The sequence below is a fragment of the Limibacterium fermenti genome (genome assembly GCF_041902845.1).
Classification (GTDB): domain Bacteria; phylum Bacteroidota; class Bacteroidia; order Bacteroidales; family Dysgonomonadaceae; genus Limibacterium; species Limibacterium fermenti.
The window spans coordinates 4,012,724-4,031,882 of record NZ_CP159486.1 but is presented as its reverse complement, the minus strand read 5'-3'; the positions used below and the strand labels follow the sequence as shown (position 1 = coordinate 4,031,882).

The 19,159-nt window shown below is 48.9% G+C and carries 15 protein-coding genes; 11 read left to right on the top strand and 4 right to left on the bottom strand.

The genetic code is table 11. The features are described 5' to 3' along the window. Positions 1 to 258: 258 nt before the first annotated feature. Entirely contained in the window at positions 259 to 1,608 is a 1,350-nt protein-coding gene (locus ABNK31_RS17260; protein WP_418893659.1) for a sigma-54-dependent transcriptional regulator, read from the bottom strand. Positions 1,609 to 1,804: 196 nt separating this feature from the next. Here ABNK31_RS17260 and ABNK31_RS17255 point away from each other — a divergent pair, with 196 nt between their 5' ends. Continuing rightward, positions 1,805 to 3,301 carry a polysaccharide biosynthesis C-terminal domain-containing protein gene (locus ABNK31_RS17255; protein ID WP_418893658.1) on the top strand — a complete coding sequence of 499 codons (1,497 nt, stop codon included), beginning with the start codon at positions 1,805 to 1,807 and terminating at the stop codon, positions 3,299 to 3,301. Between the two features lie 25 nt (positions 3,302 to 3,326). Beyond that, on the top strand, positions 3,327 to 5,453 hold the full coding sequence (locus ABNK31_RS17250) for a S46 family peptidase (protein WP_418893657.1): 2,127 nt from the start codon (positions 3,327 to 3,329) through the stop codon (positions 5,451 to 5,453). Positions 5,454 to 5,567: 114 nt separating this feature from the next. Here ABNK31_RS17250 and ABNK31_RS17245 read toward each other — a convergent pair whose 3' ends face one another. Genes ABNK31_RS17245 through ABNK31_RS17235 form a run of 3 tightly spaced genes read right to left on the bottom strand, consistent with a single transcriptional unit; the run spans position 5,568 to position 9,456 of the window. After that, positions 5,568 to 6,026, bottom strand: coding sequence for a methylglyoxal synthase (locus ABNK31_RS17245; protein WP_418893656.1), 459 nt, complete (start codon positions 6,024 to 6,026; stop codon positions 5,568 to 5,570). Between the two features lie 15 nt (positions 6,027 to 6,041). Then, a complete protein-coding gene (locus tag ABNK31_RS17240; RefSeq protein WP_418895441.1) occupies positions 6,042 to 7,790 on the bottom strand; it encodes a phospho-sugar mutase in 1,749 nt (582 codons plus the stop codon). Between the two features lie 25 nt (positions 7,791 to 7,815). Continuing rightward, on the bottom strand, positions 7,816 to 9,456 hold the full coding sequence (locus tag ABNK31_RS17235) for a C69 family dipeptidase (protein ID WP_418893655.1): 1,641 nt from the start codon (positions 9,454 to 9,456) through the stop codon (positions 7,816 to 7,818). Positions 9,457 to 9,625: 169 nt separating this feature from the next. Between ABNK31_RS17235 and ABNK31_RS17230 the strand changes: the two genes are divergently transcribed. The 9 genes from ABNK31_RS17230 (at position 9,626) to truA (ending at position 19,067) form a co-directional block, all read left to right on the top strand. Continuing rightward, positions 9,626 to 9,937: an FtsB family cell division protein gene (locus tag ABNK31_RS17230; protein WP_418893654.1), complete on the top strand. Its 312-nt coding sequence runs from the start codon at positions 9,626 to 9,628 to the stop codon at positions 9,935 to 9,937. Positions 9,938 to 9,986: 49 nt separating this feature from the next. After that, on the top strand, positions 9,987 to 10,331 hold the full coding sequence (locus ABNK31_RS17225; protein ID WP_418893653.1) for a hypothetical protein: 345 nt from the start codon (positions 9,987 to 9,989) through the stop codon (positions 10,329 to 10,331). Between the two features lie 76 nt (positions 10,332 to 10,407). Beyond that, positions 10,408 to 11,706: a sigma-54-dependent transcriptional regulator gene (locus tag ABNK31_RS17220; protein WP_418893652.1), complete on the top strand. Its 1,299-nt coding sequence runs from the start codon at positions 10,408 to 10,410 to the stop codon at positions 11,704 to 11,706. Between the two features lie 20 nt (positions 11,707 to 11,726). Continuing rightward, positions 11,727 to 14,273, top strand: coding sequence for an ATP-binding protein (locus ABNK31_RS17215; RefSeq protein WP_418893651.1), 2,547 nt, complete (start codon positions 11,727 to 11,729; stop codon positions 14,271 to 14,273). Positions 14,274 to 14,345: 72 nt separating this feature from the next. After that, complete coding sequence (gene xerD / locus ABNK31_RS17210) at positions 14,346 to 15,266, top strand: site-specific tyrosine recombinase XerD (RefSeq protein ID WP_418893650.1); 921 nt, start codon at positions 14,346 to 14,348, stop codon at positions 15,264 to 15,266. A gap of 274 nt (positions 15,267 to 15,540) precedes the next feature. Continuing rightward, on the top strand, positions 15,541 to 16,665 hold the full coding sequence (gene dnaN, locus ABNK31_RS17205) for a DNA polymerase III subunit beta (RefSeq protein WP_418893649.1): 1,125 nt from the start codon (positions 15,541 to 15,543) through the stop codon (positions 16,663 to 16,665). Between the two features lie 5 nt (positions 16,666 to 16,670). Then, positions 16,671 to 17,441, top strand: coding sequence for an exonuclease domain-containing protein (locus ABNK31_RS17200; RefSeq protein WP_418893648.1), 771 nt, complete (start codon positions 16,671 to 16,673; stop codon positions 17,439 to 17,441). 6 nt (positions 17,442 to 17,447) lie between these two features. Continuing rightward, positions 17,448 to 18,137 (top strand): DUF5715 family protein, encoded by a 690-nt coding sequence (locus ABNK31_RS17195; protein ID WP_418893647.1) that lies wholly within the window; start codon positions 17,448 to 17,450, stop codon positions 18,135 to 18,137. A gap of 162 nt (positions 18,138 to 18,299) precedes the next feature. Next, positions 18,300 to 19,067, top strand: a complete 768-nt coding sequence (gene truA / locus ABNK31_RS17190; RefSeq protein WP_418893646.1) for a tRNA pseudouridine(38-40) synthase TruA — start codon at positions 18,300 to 18,302, stop codon at positions 19,065 to 19,067. Positions 19,068 to 19,159 lie beyond the last annotated feature (92 nt).

Here is a 19,159-nt window from a genome sequence, read left to right as displayed (position 1 = left end):
TTCAAAAAGAAACTTTTTGAAGGCGAAGAATACTTTCATTTCCGCGTTTCGTAAGAAATTTAAACAGTTTCTCAGACTACGTGCCGGATACGGTCAAAGAATATGCCTGAAAGCAGGTTTTGCGGATAGGGGATTGAATGATAGTACGATAAATTTCGGGTGGGGATAAAGGGCGGTTACCCTGCTTTTTCATTTTGAAAAAAGATTTCCGTTTTGGTAAGGTTGCGGTCGGTGTAACCGCTTCAAGCGGTTTGACGGTTAAAGGGAGATCTTATACTTGTCGATTTTACGATAAAGCGTTGTCAATCCGATTTTCAGGAGGCGGGCGGCTTCCGTCTTATTGCCCTTCGTATATTCCAGAATGCGGATGATATGGCGTTTCTCCATCGCCGCGAGTTCGAGGCCGGCCGCCTCATCGGTTTCGGTAACGGTATGGCCGTTGAGTTGCAGTTCCAAGGGAAGGTCCTGCACATCCAACGTATCGCCTTCGCGCACGATCAGGCTCCGCTCGATGACATTCCGCAACTCGCGTATGTTTCCCTTCCAAGGCTGTCCGGCAAGCATATCCATAAATGCGGGAGTAACAATAGGCGAAGGACGGGCCTGCTTTTTCGATAATATACCGACAAAATACTGCGCTAACAGCGGAATATCGCCTGCCCGTTCGCGCAACGGAGGCAAATGTATCTGAAACACCGAGATGCGATAAAACAGGTCTTCGCGGAAACGACCTTCCGCTATTTCTTCTTTCAGGTTGCGGTTCGTCGCCGCCACGAGGCGTACATCGGCCTTCGCCGGCTTGGTATCGCCCACCTTCATATATTCGCCGTTTTCCAGCACACGCAATAGTTTGGACTGCAAATCGACCGCCATCTCTCCGATTTCATCCAAAAAGATCGTTCCCTTGTCAGCTTCTTCAAAAAGTCCTTTCTTATCTTTCAGTGCGCCGGTGAAAGCGCCGGCTTTGTGTCCGAAGAGTTCGCTTTCGAGTAATTCATGGCTCAACGCGGAACAATTCACTGCGACGAAACGGTTTTTAGCCCGGCCGCTCGCATGATGGATCGCCTGCGCGAAGACCTCCTTTCCTGTGCCGGTCTCGCCGGTAAGCAATACGGGCACATCGGTCACCGCCACTTTCCGGGCTAATGCTTCGGCTTGTTCAATGGCTGCCGAACGGCCGATAATCGAATCGAACGAATAACGCGAGCCGGACTTCGCTTCGGTCGCGGCGGGTGAAGCGTTCATACGCGCCTTCTCCATCGCCCGGGCCAGTAAAGGGATGATTCGATTGTTATCGTCTCCTTTGGTAATATAGTCGAACGCACCGTTTTTAATGGCTTGCACGCCGTCGGGGATATTGCCGTGGGCCGTGAGCAAAATGATTTCGGTATGAGGGGATGTTTTTTTTATTTCCTTTATCAGATCGACGCCGTTGCCGTCGGGCAAAAAAACGTCGCACAGCACTACCTGCGGGGATTGGCGGCTGATCTGTTTCAAAGCCGATCGACAGTCGGAAGCGGTCGCCACCTGATATCCTTCCAAACCGATAATCCTCGACAACAGTTTCAGTATCTGCGCCTCGTCATCTACAATAAGTACCGTATTCATCGCTTCCCCGTTCATAATCCGTTGAAAAACTAGTGCAAATGTACATATTTTTATCTTAACCGAAGAGGTCGCTCGTTCTTTTGCCGGGGATGTTGCTCCAAGCGACACCCTCGGTAATAAACGCCCTCAATTGTCGCGCAAACCGGAGATTAAATGTTATTTTTGCATCGTAAATCACACAAAACAGGTATTCGATATGGCAAACGGAATGAAATCGCTGGCAAAGGAAACGGTCATTTACGGTGTCGGCAGCGTCCTCCCGAAACTGCTGAACTGGTTTTTGGGGCTTTATTGGGCTTTTGCCTTGCCCCGCATCGCCGACATCGGCGTGCTCACCAACTTTTATGCCTGGGTGGCCCTGTTGCAGGTCATCCTGACATACGGCATGGAAACCGGCTTTTTCCGCTTTGCCAATAAAGAGGATAATCCCGCACGGGTTTTTTCCACCACGTTTCTCAGCATTTGCTCGACCACCTTCCTGTTTCTGCTCCTGACGGCGATTTTCCTCAAGCCCCTCGCCTTCGAATTGGGGGGGACGGAGATGAAGCCGCATTACCTGCTGTTGCTGGTCGTCATCTTATGCTTCGACGTGTTGAGCGCCATCCCCTTTGCCAATCTTCGTTTTAAGAAACGGCCCATTCGCTTCGTCTCCATCAAAATGATCAATATCGTGTTGACGATAGCCATCAACCTGTTCTTTTTCCTGCTGTGCCCGTGGCTGAAAACGCTTTTCCCCGAGACCTTCGGATGGTTCGACATCCGGAACGGCATCGATTATATTTTGACCGCCAACCTGCTGGCATCCATCGTTCAGTTCCTGTTGCTGACGCCCGAAATGCGGATGAAGTTCACCTTCGACAAGGCGCTGCTGCGACGTATGCTGCGGTACTCGCTGCCGTTGCTCGTGCTGGGCGTGGCTGGCATCCTGAATCAGACCGTCGATAAAATCATTTTCCCTTGGGTATATCCCGACAAGGCCGAGGCTTACACCCAGTTGGGCATTTACGGACAAAACTTCAAGATCGCCGTCATTATGGTGATGTTCACCCAAGCTTTCCGCTATGCTTTCGAACCCTTTATTTTCGCACGGAACAAAGAAGGCGACGGCAACCGGCAAGCGTATGCCGACGCCACAAAGTATTTCATTCTTCTCGGCCTGCTTATCTTTCTCCTGACCACGGGTTATATCGATATCATTAAATTCCTGATTCCGGAAAGGTATCATATCGGCCTCAAAGTGGTACCCATCGTATTGATCGGGGAATTGTTCTTCGGCATCTATTTCAATCTGTCGTTATGGTACAAACTCACCGATCAAACCAAATGGGGCGCCTATATGTCGCTCATCGGTTTTGCCGTCACGCTGCTTATCAATATCCTGTTCATCCCGGTTGTCGGTTATATGGCTTGCGCTTGGGCAACCTTCTTTGCCAACCTCATCATGATGCTCCTATCTTATTATATGGGGCAAAAGAATTATCCCATCCCCTACGACCTGCGATCGGCCGCATTGTTCTTCGTGTTGGCTGCCGTCCTTTTCGCCGGTATGCTCCTGTCGTACCGATATGTCGGCTCGATATGGGCGAGACTGTCCATCAGCACGATTTTAATTGCCTTTTATGCATGGATGGTTGTAAAAAAGGAATTACCTTTGCACCAATTACCCGTCATCGGCCGTCATTTCAAGAAATAATAATTACCTATATAAATAAAGTTAGATGAGAAAAATTTTACTATCAGTGGTCATGCTATGCATGGCGTTTGCAACGAAAGCCGACGAAGGAATGTGGCTTTTGAGAGAATTGAACAAGGAGAGTGTCAGCCGGATGAAGGAGTTGGGCTTTACATTTCCGATAAACAAGCTGTACGACGAGAACAATCCGTCGCTGAAAGATGCGGTGGTGATCTTCGGCGGAGGATGCAGCGGCGTGGCGGTATCGGAACAGGGACTCATCTTCACCAATCACCATTGCGGCTACGGCGCCATTCAGAAGCTGAGTTCGGTGGAGCACGATTACCTGCAGGACGGCTTTGCGGCGGCGAATCAACCGGAAGAGTTGTATGCCGACGGGCTGACGGTGTCTTTCCTGCGTTCGATGTCGGATGTTACAGACCGCATCCTTTCGAATATACCCTCCGTGTTGAGCGAAATGCAGCGCGAGGCCACCATCGATTCGCTATCGGACGAATTGGTGAAGTCGTACGAAAACGATCCTTTCGTCCGTGCCCGAGTCATTCCCTTTTATTCCCGCAACAAATACTATTTGGTACTGTATGATGTGTTCCGCGATGTGCGCCTGACCGTGACGCCTCCTTCTTCCGTGGGAAAATACGGAGGCGACACCGACAACTGGATATGGCCGCGCCACACCGGCGACTTTTCGGTGTTCAGAGTATATGCCGACAAGAACAACAAGCCCGCCCGGCACAGCGCCGACAATGTGCCGTACCGCCCCAAATATGTGGTACCCGTATCGCTTGCCGGAGTAAAGGATAACGACTACGCCATGACCATCGGCTATCCGGGCAGCACCGAGCGGTATCTCTCTTCATGGGGAATCCGCCAACGCATGGAATCGGAAAACAAACCCCGCATCGATGTGCGCGACGCCAAGCAGGCCATCTGGCGTGAAGCTATGAACGCCAACGATACGATCCGCATTAAATATGCGAACAAGTTCGCCGGCAGTTCCAACTATTGGAAAAACTCCATCGGCATGAACGAGGCCATCCTCAACCGCAACGTATTGCAGGAGAAAGAAACCATCGAGAGCCGTTTACAGCAATGGATCGACGGTAATCCCGCCCGGAAAGCCAAATACGGCAACACCCTCGCGACGCTGCGCGATGCCTACACGAGCACCAACGCCCCCGCGGCCTATTCTACGTACTTTCTCGAAACATTTAATAACGGTATCGAATTGATTCGCTTTGCCAATACCATCCTTCATTTCGACACAAAAACGTCGGAAGAGGACAAGCAGGCGTTTATCAACGAACGCATCATCGAATCGTATAAGGACTATGAGCCGGCGCTCGATAAAAAAGTGCTCTCGGCTTTATTAAAGCTTTATGCCGAACGTGTTCCCGAAGAATATCATCCCGGCATCTATACGAAAATCAAAGAGGAATTCGGCGGGGACTACGATCGTTACGGCGAATGGTTGTTTACGCATTCCCAATTTACGAATCTGGATAACCTGTTATCGCTGCTGAAAACGAACAATACCGACAGCCTGATGAAAGATCCGGCGATGGAACTGGCGCTTTCGGCAACCGAAGCCGGCTATAAGTTATCGGGACAGTTAATGCCTACTTACGATAAGATCTTGCAAGGGGAACGGGAGTTCATGGCTGCGCTGATGGAAATGTCGCCCGATAAGAATTTCTATCCCGATGCGACGTTTACGCAACGACTGAGTTACGGATCGGTGAAAGGTTATCAACCGCGCGATGCCGTTTGGTACGATTACTATACCACGGCGCAAGGGGTGTTTGAAAAATATAAAGAGAACGATCCCGAATTCCATGTACAACCGTATATCCTGGACGCTTTGCGCAGCCGCGACTACGGACGTTATGCCGCTCCCGACGGGTTGCTGCATGTGAACTTCTTATCGAACAACGATATTACGGGTGGAAACTCGGGCAGTCCTGTCTTTAACGGCAAGGCCGAACTGATCGGTCTGGCATTCGACGGCAACTGGGAAGCTTTGAGCGGCGACCTTATCTTCGAACCGGAAGTGCAGCGCACCATTAGTGTGGATATCCGTTATGTACTCTTTATGATAGACAAAGTGATGAAGGCTCCGCATATCATCCGTGAACTGCAAATTCCGCGATAACAACTATCGACCGGTAAGCCGTTAAATTAAAACGCATGCCCCATTCTTTCATAGAAGAGGCATGCGTTCGCAATATCTATCGCCGGAAGCCTTATCGCAAAGCGTATCTTTCCCTTAAAGCCCGGACTCGTCCCGGTCGAACTTCTCGTAGCGGGGCGGCATGGGCACATACGTGTCGTCGTCCCATAGCGTACTGGTGATCATCAGGTCGGCGCTATACCGGTTGCACGCAATCGGTATATTGTGTACGCGGCATTGGCGCAACAACATCATGATGTCGGCTTCGTGCGGCTGCGCATTCAGGTCGTCGATAAGGAACACCGCCAGATCGACTTCTTTGCGAACCACCATGGCGGCAATTTCGGCATCGCCACCCATCGGTCCGGAATTCATGCACTCGACATCGGCATTTACCCCCCGGCGATCCAAGGCTTGCCTGACCAGCGTACCGGTCGTACCCGTACAAACCAAGTGATGCTGAGAAAGAAAATCAGAATTAAAAATCACCCAATCGACCATATCCGCCTTGCGTTGGTCGTGCGCCACTAAAGCGATGGTTAGTCTTCTTTTCATATCAAACGCCTTTCATTAAATACCTAAATCCTTTCGTATCTGATCGATCTTTGCCTGAGCGGCTTCTTCGGCAGCGGGAATCTCTTCACGCGATTTCACCGAACCGTGTGTTTCGATATAAAACTTGATCTTGGGTTCCGTGCCCGAAGGACGTATCGAAAGTTTAGTGCCGTCTTCGGTGAAGTACTGCAATACGTTCGAAGTGGTGGGCATTTCGAGCGCCACCTTTTCGTCACGAATGTAATCGACCGCTTCGAGTTTAACAAAATCCTTTATCAGGGTGACGGGCGAACCGGCAAGCGATTCGGCCGGGTTCGAGCGGAAGTTACGCATCATATTCTCTATTTCGTCGGCACCTTCTTTTCCTTTTCTCACAAGCGATATACCCACCTCTTTCGAATAGCCGTATTCCACATAAATATCTTGCAGAAGCTGATACATCGTTTTACCGTTATCTTTTGCCCAAGCAGCAATCTCGGCAAACAGCGCACAGGCCGACACGGAGTCTTTATCGCGCACAAAATCGCCGGCCAGGAAGCCATAGCTTTCCTCACCGCCGCCGATGTATTTCTTCTGTCCTTCGTACTTGCGAATGACATCGGCAATCCATTTGAAGCCGGTGTAACAATCGTACAGTTCGATGCCGTTGCGTTGAGCGATCGTGTTCACCAATTCGGTAGTAACAATCGTCTTCACCACATACTCTTTTCCGGTGAGCAAGTTCAATTGTTTGCGCTTGGTCATCAGGTAATACAAGAAGATGAGCAACGTTTGGTTACCATTGACCAATATAAACTCGTCATTGTCGTCGCGGATAGCCGTTCCGATACGGTCGGCATCAGGGTCGCTCGCCATCACGATTTCGGCGCCTGTTTCCTTGGCTCTTTCCACGGCCATCTTCAACGCAGCCGGTTCTTCGGGATTAGGCGATACCACGGTGGGGAAATCGCCGCTGATGACATCCTGTTCGGGCACGTGGATAACGTTTGTAAAGCCAATCGCCTGCAAGGCATCGGGAACCAACGTGATGCCCGTTCCGTGAATCGGCGTATACACCATCTTCAGATCCTTCTGCCGTTCGATGGCTTCGGGGGAAAGGACAAGACGCTTCACTTCATCGATAAACGCGTTGTCCATATCTTTACCGATGATTTCAATCAGCTTTTCATTCCGTTCGAAACGGATATCATCGGGCGAGGCGATGCGGTTTACTTCCGCAATAATGTTTTTATCATGCGGGGCAAGCACTTGCGCGCCATCGTTCCAATACGCCTTATAACCATTGTATTCCTTCGGATTGTGTGAAGCGGTTATCATGATACCGCTCTGGCAACCCAACTTGCGGATGGCATACGATACTTCGGGTGTGGGGCGCAGGCTTTCGAAAAGATACACCTTTATGCCGTTGGCACTGAAAATATCGGCCGATATTTCGGCGAATGTACGGCTATTGTTGCGGCAATCATGCCCGATAACCACTTTTATTTGATCGACATTGGCAAATTCCTTCAACAAGTAGTTGGATAAGCCTTGTGTCGCAGCTCCTACGGTGTATATGTTCATCCGGTTGCTTCCCGCCCCCATGATGCCGCGTAATCCGCCGGTACCGAATTCCAAATCTTTATAAAAAGCATCGATGAGAGCCGTTTTATCCTCGTTCTCGAGCATTCGCTGCACCTCTTCTTTCATTTCAGCATTGTAGTTTCCTTGCAGCCATACATGAGCTTTGTCGGTAACCTGTGCTAATAAAGTTTCATTTTCCATCATTTGCAACTTATTATATTTTATGTTATTCAACAGATCGTACTTTATATTTATCCCCTGTTTGTCGAACCACCTTTTCGTAGAACTCTTCGGAATAACCCGGCCGCGAGGGGAATTCGGGTTGTCCGTATGGGTTGCGGATAAATCGGCCGTTCTGTTCTTTTTTGATCACTCCATCTACATATTTCACCATCAGGTATTCTCCCAGTTTCTTCCATTCGCCAACCCCTTCTTCCACTAAGTTATTGGTGTAGTCGGTCAGGAAACGAACCCCATCGGAAGGAGTTTGTTCGTATAAGGCGAGGGCTTGTTTTTCCACATCGGGTTGGGAAGTTAGAAAACGGCTCTCAAGACTTTCCTGCACTTTTTTCATATCTTTACTCATATCGTTATAGCGGGTATAGACCATATTCGATACCCAGTTATGGATCCAAAACGCCGAAGACCACGAGAAAGTGAGCAAGTCGCCGTTACCGGGCGCCATTTCTGGAGGGACTTGATCATGGGCACAATAAACCGGATAATAAACCGTTTGGGCGGCGTCATCCACACCGAACCAAAGAATTCCCCCAATCGCATCGGGTAACCACGAACGGAGTTGCGCCACAAACGAAAAGCCGGTCTGCTGCGTAGCGATTGGGCGCTCGTTGCAGTACTCGACCGAATCGACCGTATAGGTGAGCGGCGACCACCGGTAAGGCGATTCGAACGGCCCGGCGCCCACATCGAAACGCCAGTCGAGTTCCGTCCCTTCATAGTGGTCCCGCATCATCTGCCGGATATCCTGAGCGCTGAGCTTTTTATCGGGTTTCACGTACAGCGGCATCGGGTCGGTACTCTTTCCTTGTGCATAGGTTACATATTTCGCCATATCCTTATTCACCCGGTTGAAAAACGACCACACACGGGCTTCGCAAAAGCGAAGAGCGCCGAAATCAAGCGGCGCATAAGCGTCGGCAAAACTAAAATCGGCCTCTTTTCCTTTGAAATATCCTTTTTCACGGGCAAAGTCGATCACATCGCCGGAATACAAGTAATTGTCGGGGTCATTGAGCGGAAACTGACGGATACGGGCCTGATTGGCATGCGCCGACACACAATCGTCGGGAATGCGGGCGGCCACCCATACGGCTCCTTTGCGCCCGGGACCTTTTCCAATCAGTTCAAGAATCCAAACTTCGTCGGGATCGGCTATCGAAAACGATTCGCCCGAACTATAATATCCATATTCAGCCACCAGTTCCGTCATCACGCGTATCGCCTCTCTTGCATTTTTGGCACGTTGCAACGTCACATAAATAAGGCTGCCGTAATCCATGATGCCGGTTGAATCGACCAATTCCGGACGTCCTCCGAAAGTAGTCTCCCCAATAGCCAATTGATGCTCGTTCATATTGCCGATGACATTATAGGTCTGCAATACCTGCGGAATCTGTCCTAAATATTTTCCACTATCCCATTCATAGATGTTCAGCATTTCTCCGGGATTGTATTTTCTGGCCGGCCAATGATATAATTCTCCGTATAAAGCATACGAATCGGCAGCATATGAAATGAGCGTGGATCCATCTACAGAAGCCTTCTTTCCAACGATAAGATTCGTACACGGAAGCGCGAGTATTACAGCCGCAAAAAGTAAAATGGCGGTTAAAATCGTTTTCTTCATTCTTTTTATTCGATATCGTTAAGCATGTTGTCAACTAAAGCGTAAAGATACTTTATTTTGTTTAAATAGTCTTCGCCTTGCAAAGATATTTTCGTTTAATTGTCCCGCGCAATAAGACGAATTAGAAAAAAAAGTGTTATTTTTGTCCGGTAAATCACTTAAAATCTGTATGTATTTGAATAAGGATGCGATGAGATACAAGTCGAGAAGAATTTTAGGACTGACAGTTTATCAAATTGCCATTCTGTTGGTGTTGATCGCCATGTTATTTTTTTTCAGCGACAGCAGTATCACGAAACGGGTCAAATACGAAATGGAGATTCAAGATCTGGAAGCGCAGATAGAGTTCTATCGTCATCAAACCGAAACAGACAAAGCCAAACTGAACGAACTGTACTCGAACAAAGAGAATCTCGAGAAGTTTGCCCGTGAAAATTATTTGATGAAAAAAGAGAACGAAGATCTCTTCCTCATCGAGTGAGCCGACCGAGGGGGTCGCTTCGAGCTGCACCCTCGGTAAAGTAATGATTATGGATAAAAAAAAAGATAGAATATTTCAGCTTTCCGGAGTACTTATTTTGTTTTCAGCAATCGGTTATTTTTTTGTTCCGGCGGTGGCTCCGTGGATCATGGCTTTTGCCGTAGGCGCATTCGCGGCAATCCTGGCAAGCAGGCCTTATCCCGGCAAGAGCCTTCGGGGGAAACGTTTGTTTAATTTTCAGGTTCTCGGCTGCGTACTGATGGCGGTGGCTACGTATCTTATGTTCCGCCAACGAAACGAGTGGATACTGGTAATGTCGGCTGCAGCCGTGTTTTTCCTGTATGCCTCCATCCTTTTACCGAAAATCTTCGAAGAAGAAAACAAACAAAAGTGATGGAGACTTCCGTGGCAAAAACAATGAAGAGTCGATCCGGTTATTGCAACGATGATAAATGAATAGACGTACGGCAATGAAAAAGATTTTGGTACTGGATGATAATTTAACAATCTGTTTGATGCTCAAGTCGTGGCTCGTGAAGCGGCTTTATGAAGTGGAAACAGCCACGAATGTAGACGATGCCAAAAAGTTGATAAGAGAGGTCGCTTTCGATCTGGTATTATCGGATATTCGCATGCCGGATATGGACGGATTTTCTTTTTTATCGTGGATACAAAAATACGATTCCGACGTGCTGGTGATTATGATGACCGGTTACGCGGACATCGAGTCGGCGGTCGCCTCCATGAAATCAGGAGCCGTGGACTACATTTCGAAACCCATTGAACCCGAACTTCTATTCAAGAAAATAGAAGATGCCCTCAAGATCCGTCAGAATCAAAAGAAAAGTAAACAATTCATCAATGCTTTCATTAAACCCGAAGGGAGAGCCTACACGGAGTTATTCAAGCGTCTCGACAAAGCGGTAGTCGACAATACACACCTTCTGATCACCGGCGACAGGGGTACGGGAAAAGCTTCCGCGGCAAAATATATTTATGAAAAAGGAGTTCATAAATCGTTCCCTTTCGTCACAGCCGATTACGATCGATTTTCTAAAAACGGCTCGGATGCAGGCGCAACTTCCTATTCTTTTCAACAGGAAAATTCTTGGATAAGTCGCAAATTCGCCGAAGCAAAAGGCGGGTTGTTATTCGTCAAAAATGCACAGCTTCTCGATAAAACGGGGCAGTTACAATTGCAGGACTTCCTCACGAAACAGCCAAAAAACGAAAACTTCACCCAAGTTATCGTCAGTACCGATAAAACGATATCCGAACTTTCCGCCATATGGATTCCCAAACTTCTGACGACCCTCCAAAAGCACCACATTCTTCTGCCGGCGCTGAAAGAAAACAAAGAGAGCATCCCATTCTTCGCCCATTACTTCCTGACGGTTGCGAATGAGGTGTTAAACAAGAAGATCGAGAAGATTATGCCCGCCGTGCAACAACTTTTACTCGATTACGATTGGCCCGGCAACATTCAGGAAGTCAAAAACACCATCATAAAGGCTGCGTTACTTACCGAAAGTAATTGCATTTCCGAAGAAGTAGGCCGGTTATTGTTTAAAGCCGCCCAAAAACCGGTTGATCACCCGAAAGGGACATCGGTAAAAGGATTACGAAAAGAACGTTACGAAAAAGAAAAAATCGAAGAAGCGTTGACTTTGGCTAAGGGGAATAAAACCATGGCGGCATCTATTTTAAATATCGACCGGAAAACGCTATACAACAAAATAAAGTTGTACAACGTAAACACAACGTTTTAAACTATATAGCATTATATTCCATGGCAATAAAATCATCTGTTTCCGGTTCTCATATACGCTATCTTGTCATTACAGGATATGTGCTGGTCGTTGTCATCATGATTGCCGGGCTTTTCTTGGTATACAATAAGTTGGTGGCGTTTTCCGAGAAGAAAATACGCGGCGAAGACCTCTCGGAACTGCTAATCGTAGGCAACACCCTTTCCAAACTCTATGAAATAGAAAGCGTACAAGGCTTCTTTAGTAAGGAGGGAACGGAAGCTTATTTCGAAAAATACCAAACACTCCTACCCGAAATTAAAACGAATCTAGACTCGCTGAGGTCGTTGTCTCAAGACACGCTACGAACGGCAACCCTCGACACCATCGGGGTGCTGGTGGAAGAGAAGCATGAAAACCTCGAACAAATAGCCGAATTACTCGACTCCTTGCGTAAAAGCCCCCGAATTATCCGCGAAACGCAATACACATATGTCCCCAACGCACTGAATGAACAAATCAGGGACTATCTGAATACAAAAAATTTACTTCCGGAGGAAGAAGCCAAAAGCGATACGTCGGTCGTCTACGGACGGCGGCGGAGACTCGCCGACCGCATCCGCGACGTATTTGTCGCCCGATCCGATTCAACGGTATTGGTCGATAAGAAAACCGTCATTTCCCAAGAGGACTTCAAACTGGCCATCGACACCGTTGTCAACATGGTGCGGTATTCCGAAAGGCTGGATTTGCAAAACCGCAAAAAATTCGAATATGCATTGCTTGACCGCCAATCGCAGATGTACCTGACCAATACGATGCTGACGGCCCGCATTGATCAACTGTTGAAAGGTATCGAAAAAGAAGAACTGGAAAAGTCGATCCGCCTTCTCGAAGAAAAAGACGCCGCGGTATCGTCGTCGTTCAAAACGGTCTACGGCGTGTCGTGGTTGGCAATACTCATTGCCTTGTTTTTCGGCATTCTGTTTCTGATCGACTTCAACAAAAGCCAACGCTACAAGAAACAACTCGAACGGTCGAACGAACATATCCGCAAGTTACTCGCTTCGCGTGAAGAGTTGATGCTGGCCGTATCACACGACATCAAGGCGCCCATGAGTTCTATTCTCGGATACATCGAATTGATGGATTCGAAGCGGGATTCGGGCAATAATCAACGGGAATTGCAGAACATGAAGCTCTCCGGCCGGCACATCCTGCAACTGGCTACGAATCTGCTGGATTTTCAAAAGCTGGAATCGGGAACGTGGGTCGTTAAAGAAACCAACTTCAACCTGTTCGACCTGATAGATGAAACGACTGCCAGCTTCAAGCCCATTGCCGACTCGAAAAAACTCCGTTTCGTGCCGGACATTCGGCTGCCGAAGGATCTTACATGCTACGGGGATGCTTACGTCATCCGCCAAATTATGGGGAATATCATTTCGAATGCGATTAAATACACGCAGGAAGGAACGGTCGCGGTTTCCGCCGTTATTTCGGAGGAAAAAGGCAACCGGGAGCTTCTATTTAAGGTGAAAGATACAGGCGCCGGTATCGATAAAAAAGACCAAGCGGTGATCTTCGAAGAGTTCAAGCAACTCGACTCCGACGATCCTCGCCACGGAAGAAGCGAGGGCAGCGGCTTGGGACTGGCTATCACGAAAAGGTTGGTAGAGATGATGGACGGGAAAATAGGCTTGGAGTCGGAAAGAGGAAAGGGATCGGAGTTTTTCGTAATCCTGCCCTTACAACCCGAACAGCCCGATCAGCCCACCGAGGTGCCGGTACCCTCCCCTACCCACTACTCGCTCGAAGGCGTATCGGTGTTATTGATCGACGACGACCACATCCAGCTTTCCATGACCGCCGAAATGCTGCGGAGGAAGAATATGACGGTCATTGCCGAGTCGCGTCCCGAAAACGCACTCGCCATCCTGCAACGGCAATCGTTCGACATCCTCTTTGTCGATATCCAAATGCCGCAGATAAACGGCTTCAAGCTTGCAGAACAAATAAGAGCCCAAAGGGCCGGAAAAGATGTTCATACACCGATCATAGGCCTCTCGGCCAAGTCGGGGCTTTCGCAAAAAGACCTGGCGGACTCCGGATTTACCGACTTCCTGATGAAGCCGTTTACATCTTCGCAATTATACGGCATCATCCACACCTACGTAAAGGGCGGCGATGCGACGGCGATAGAGACGGAAACGCCGCAACCGCCGGCGACAAAAGGCGCTGCCGCTCTCATCGACTTTGTAAAGGATGATCCTGCCACGTCGAAGGAGATCCTCGGGACGTTTATTTCGGAGACAACCGCCGCTATTCCCCGGTTGGAGAGCGCCCTGAAAGAAAACAACCTGTCACTTGCGGGGGAACTGGCGCATAAAATGCTTCCGGTTTTTGAAATGACGGGAGATAAAACGCTCACTTCTTTGCTCCGCAAGCTTGAAAACAAAGACGACCTTTCCTCTCCGGAACAAAGACAGGTCATCGATTCTATCCGAGGCCACATCCGGGAGGCGGAGAAGTTGACGGCGAAACTAAATAAAGACGGCGGAAAGAAAGGGGATAACACTTCGCGATAGGGGCTGCGCCCGATAATGGCTGACGTCGATAATTGCAGGCGGAGCAAAGGGACAAAGGGATTAAGAAACAATATGAACGTTTTATCAAAAGAAAAGGAAAGCTATCCGGTAGTCGAGAAATATAAACGTTTTCTATTACTGGAGAGAGGGCTCTCGAAAAACACCATCGAGGCATACATGACGGATCTCGCCAAGCTCATCGCATTTATCCAGGAACAAAACATCCCGGTGAAAGAAATCACCACGGATACTCTCGAAGCATTTCTGGCCCAGTTGTATGACGAGCAAATCTCACCCCGATCCATCGCTCGCATCATCTCGGGCGTGAAATCGTTTTTCCGCTTTCTTGTCCTCGACGAATACCTGGAAGACGATCCGAGCGAACTGCTCGATTCGCCACAGATCGGCATGAAGTTGCCGATAGTGCTCACCCTCGAAGAAATAGACCGTATCCTGAGCGTTATCGATGTATCGACGTCAGAGGGCACACGCAATTACGCGATTATCGAAACGCTTTACAGTTGCGGCCTTCGCATTTCGGAACTTACCCACCTGCGCTTTTCCGATTTATACTTCGACGAAGGGTTCATACGGGTGCAAGGCAAGGGCAGTAAACAGCGGCTCGTCCCTATTTCGGAAACGGCGATCACAAGAATCAATGACTACCTGCCCTACCGCCGACAACTCAATGTGCAAAAAGGACAAGAAGATTTTGTGTTTCTCAGCGCAAGGGGGAAAGCCATTTCGCGCATCACGGTGTTCTATTACATCAAGCAATATGCCGAAGCGGTGGGGCTGCAAAAAAAGATCAGTCCGCACGTTTTCCGTCACTCGTTTGCCACACATCTGCTGGAACGGGGAGCTAACATCCGGGCGATTCAGGAGATGCTGGGGCATGAGAAGATTACCACGACGGAGATTTACACTCACATCGACCGCACGTTTCTTCGCCAGGAGATTATCGAGCATCATCCGAGAAACAAGAGGAATTGAAGAGAGATTGATAAATGATTGATGAAAAATTGACAGGAGATAAGATAGATGGGAGATATATGGGAGATTGTCGAGACAATAATTATTCCCTGCATTCCTCATCGTTCATCCCTCATCGTTCATCGTTCATCGCTCATCGCTCATCATTCATCGTTCATAATTCATCCCTCATCGCTCATAATTCATCATTCATCATTCATCCCTCAAAAAAATTTTATATATTTGTCGATTAAAGTAATTGTAGGAAACAACATCGTAAAAAATACATATCATTATGAAATTTGTAGTATCAAGTGCCTCTTTGCTGAACCATTTACAGGCCATAAGCAGGGTAATCAACTCGAAAAATACCTTACCCATATTGGATTGCTTTCTGCTTGATTTGAAAGAGAATACGTTATCGTTAACGGCAGCCGACAACGAAACTCGCTTCGAAACGTGGGTGGAGGTGACGAATGCCGACGGTAACGGACGCTTGGCGATCAACGCCAAAAACCTGCTCGATCCGTTAAGAGAACTGCCCGACCAGCCCTTGACGTTCGACATCAATGACGAAACGCTCGAAGTGTATATTTATTATCACAACGGGAAGTACAACTTTGTGGGGCTTAAAGGCGATGAATACCCCCAACCGAAGGAACTCAAAGATTCGGCGATGTCGCTCGTACTGCCGGCCGACACGTTTTCGGAAGGCATCAACCGCACGCTGTTCGCTACGGCCGACGACGAGTTGCGCCCTGTCATGAATGGGATCTATTTCGATATCACCGCCGACAATATCATTTTTGTCGCTTCCGACGGGCATAAACTGGTGCGCATGACCTCTACGGCGGCCAAAGGCGAAGGACGCGCGTCCTTCATCCTTCCCAAAAAACCGGCCACCCTGCTAAAGGGTTTGTTGCCGAAGGAAACGCAACCGGTCACCATTAAATTTGACGAAAACAACGCCTACATCACGCTCGCCAACTACACCATGGTGTGCCGTTTTGTGGAAGGGCGTTATCCCAATTATAACTCGGTGATTCCGCAAAATAATCCCAACAGCCTGACCATCGACCGCCTGGCGCTGCTCAATGCGCTGAAGCGCGTGGCCGTGTTCTCGAATCCGGCCAGCAGCTTGGTCAAACTACAACTGTCGGAAGACAAGATGGTGGTTTCGGCGCAAGATATCGATTTCCTCACGGCAGCCGAAGAGGTCGTCCCCTGCGCTTATCAGGGCACCGTCATGAGTATCGGCTTCAAAGCGGTATTCCTCATCGATATTCTCAACAATATTCCTTCGGCCGATATACGCCTCGAATTGTCCGATCCCTCTCGGGCCGGCATTATCGTCCCGACCGAAAAAGAAGAGGAGGAAGATTTACTGATGCTCTTAATGCCGATGATGCTGAACGATTGATATAGATGGAACTTAACTTAAAAAATCCGTTGGTATTCTTCGATCTGGAAACTACCGGAATAAATATTACTCACGATCGAATTGTCGAAATTTCTTTCTTGAAAGTTTTTCCTAACGGGAAAGAAGAAGTCAAATCGCGGCGTATCAATCCCGAAATACCGATTCCACCGCAGGCTACGGCCATTCACGGCATTACGGACGATGACGTAAAGGATTGCCCGACCTTTAAGCAGGTGGCCCGCTCGCTCGCCGACCAGTTGGAAGGATGCGACCTGGCGGGATTCAATTCGAGCCGTTTCGATGTACCGATGTTGGCCGAGGAATTCCTGCGGGCAGGAGTCGACTTCGACATGAGCAAACGCAAATTCGTGGACGTGCAAATCATTTTCCACAAGAAGGAACAACGCACCCTCGAAGCCGCTTATCGCTTCTATTGTAACAAAGAACTCACCAATGCACATTCGGCCGAAGCCGACACCAAGGCCACATACGAAGTGTTGAAATCGCAATTGCAACGCTATCCCGACCTTATCAACGACGTCGAAGCATTGTCGAAAGAATATTCGAGCTTTAATAACAATGTCGATTTTGCCGGCCGCATCGTCAAGAACGACAAAGGCGTGGAAGTGTTTAACTTCGGGAAACATAAAGGCAAACCGGTCGTCGAAGTGCTGAAAAACGAACCCAGCTATTATGCTTGGATGATGGAGGGCGATTTTCCGCTCAACACCAAACAGTCACTTACAAAAATACGGCTTAAGGAACTAAACGGTTAAACGCTTATGACAGCGAAGATAAAAGAACTGGCGGGAATCGCCGCGTTGCTGCTCTGCTTCGGACTGTCGGCGTGCGGAAAAAGCAAGGCCGAAACGGTTCCGGCCGATGCCGCTCCTCCGGGTACGGAAACCGAAAGAAAGGCGCGCTTCACGGGAAACTACTCGCGCGAATTTAACGACTTGCACGAACTACAAATCGTCGCTGCCGTCAACAACGGCATCACCCCGATGGCTTCCCGCGACGACACCCTTGCCCTGAAAGGCGAATTGGTGCGCATCCCCGATGAGTTGGAACTGTATAAAACGGACGAATTGACGCACTCTATTCCGTTCCTGGTGCCTTCGGCGGCGAAGTTGCTGATGGATATCGGGCAGAACTTCCGGGATTCGCTCTATAGCAAAGAGCTCCCGCTGTACCGCCTGTATCTGACCAGCGTGACCCGCACCGACGAAGATATCGAGAAGCTTACGAAAAGGAATGCCAATGCGACCGACAATTCGGCGCACCGCTATGGAACGACGTTCGACTTGTCGTGGAAACGTTTCGAACAGGTCGATGCCGACACGTTACAGGCTATTCCGCCCGAACGGCTGAAACTCGTACTAGCGCAGGTATTGTTCGACTTGAAAAAGCAGGAGCGTTGTTATGTAAAGCATGAGCGCAAACAAGCCTGCTTTCACATCACCGTACGCTGAATGGCCGATGTCGTACAACCCTTTCGCCGAACCATCAGAACTAATTAACTAACTAATTGATAATTGACAATTTGTAATTAGTAATTTGTAATTTGTAATTTGTAATTTGCAATTAGTAATCGGTAATTTGTAATTTATACCAGAATGGTCAACACCCGGATTATGAAGCGTTTTTTCATCACCCTGGCATATAACGGAAAGAACTATGCAGGCTGGCAAATACAGCCCAACGGCCCCAGCATACAGCAGACGTTGCAGGAAGCGTTGTCCGTCATTCTGCGCGCTTCCGTCCAGGCGGTCGGCGCCGGACGCACCGATGCGGGAGTACATGCCCGCTGCATGACGGCGCATTTCGATTGGGATGGCGCGCCGTTCGACACCGAGGCCTTGACGGCCAAACTCAACAGCTTTCTACCCAAAGATATCGTCCTCTTCGATATAAAAGAGGTCCGTCCCGATGCGCATGCCCGCTTCTCGGCCGTGGCGCGTACTTATTCCTACCACGTAACCACCGCTAAAGACGCTTTCCTGCATGATTACAAGTACCGTGTCTTCTTCCGTCCCGATATCGACGCCATGAACGCCCTTTGCCCCGTACTGATGCAGTACGACGACTTTACCAGCTTCAGTAAATTGCATACGGACGTCAAAACCAACCTCTGCCGCATCCAAGCCGCACAATGGGTACAACAAGGCAACGACTACATATTCACCATTAAGGCTGACCGCTTCCTCCGGAACATGGTGCGCGCCATCGTCGGCACCTTACTCGAAGCCGGACGCGGACGACTCGACGAGCGCGGCTTCCGACGCATTATCGAGGCCCGCAACCGAAATGTCGCCGGCGATTCGGTACCCGCGCACGCGCTCTTCCTCGAGCAAGTCGATTATCCCGAAGACATTCGGCTGGAGACTGGAGACATTAGATAATTACAAATTACAAATGACAAATGACGAATGACGAATGACAAATGAGGTCTAAAGACCGGTGACTGGAGATTGGAGACATTAGACGTTAGACT

Coding starts and splice junctions, on each gene's coding strand:
- ABNK31_RS17260 (WP_418893659.1), bottom strand. CDS start 1,608: ATGAATACGGTACTTATTGTAGATGACGAGGCGCAGATACTGAAACTG.
- ABNK31_RS17255 (WP_418893658.1), top strand. CDS start 1,805: ATGGCAAACGGAATGAAATCGCTGGCAAAGGAAACGGTCATTTACGGT.
- ABNK31_RS17250 (WP_418893657.1), top strand. CDS start 3,327: ATGAGAAAAATTTTACTATCAGTGGTCATGCTATGCATGGCGTTTGCA.
- ABNK31_RS17245 (WP_418893656.1), bottom strand. CDS start 6,026: ATGAAAAGAAGACTAACCATCGCTTTAGTGGCGCACGACCAACGCAAG.
- ABNK31_RS17240 (WP_418895441.1), bottom strand. CDS start 7,790: ATGGAAAATGAAACTTTATTAGCACAGGTTACCGACAAAGCTCATGTA.
- ABNK31_RS17235 (WP_418893655.1), bottom strand. CDS start 9,456: ATGAAGAAAACGATTTTAACCGCCATTTTACTTTTTGCGGCTGTAATA.
- ABNK31_RS17230 (WP_418893654.1), top strand. CDS start 9,626: ATGTATTTGAATAAGGATGCGATGAGATACAAGTCGAGAAGAATTTTA.
- ABNK31_RS17225 (WP_418893653.1), top strand. CDS start 9,987: ATGGATAAAAAAAAAGATAGAATATTTCAGCTTTCCGGAGTACTTATT.
- ABNK31_RS17220 (WP_418893652.1), top strand. CDS start 10,408: ATGAAAAAGATTTTGGTACTGGATGATAATTTAACAATCTGTTTGATG.
- ABNK31_RS17215 (WP_418893651.1), top strand. CDS start 11,727: ATGGCAATAAAATCATCTGTTTCCGGTTCTCATATACGCTATCTTGTC.
- xerD (WP_418893650.1), top strand. CDS start 14,346: ATGAACGTTTTATCAAAAGAAAAGGAAAGCTATCCGGTAGTCGAGAAA.
- dnaN (WP_418893649.1), top strand. CDS start 15,541: ATGAAATTTGTAGTATCAAGTGCCTCTTTGCTGAACCATTTACAGGCC.
- ABNK31_RS17200 (WP_418893648.1), top strand. CDS start 16,671: ATGGAACTTAACTTAAAAAATCCGTTGGTATTCTTCGATCTGGAAACT.
- ABNK31_RS17195 (WP_418893647.1), top strand. CDS start 17,448: ATGACAGCGAAGATAAAAGAACTGGCGGGAATCGCCGCGTTGCTGCTC.
- truA (WP_418893646.1), top strand. CDS start 18,300: ATGAAGCGTTTTTTCATCACCCTGGCATATAACGGAAAGAACTATGCA.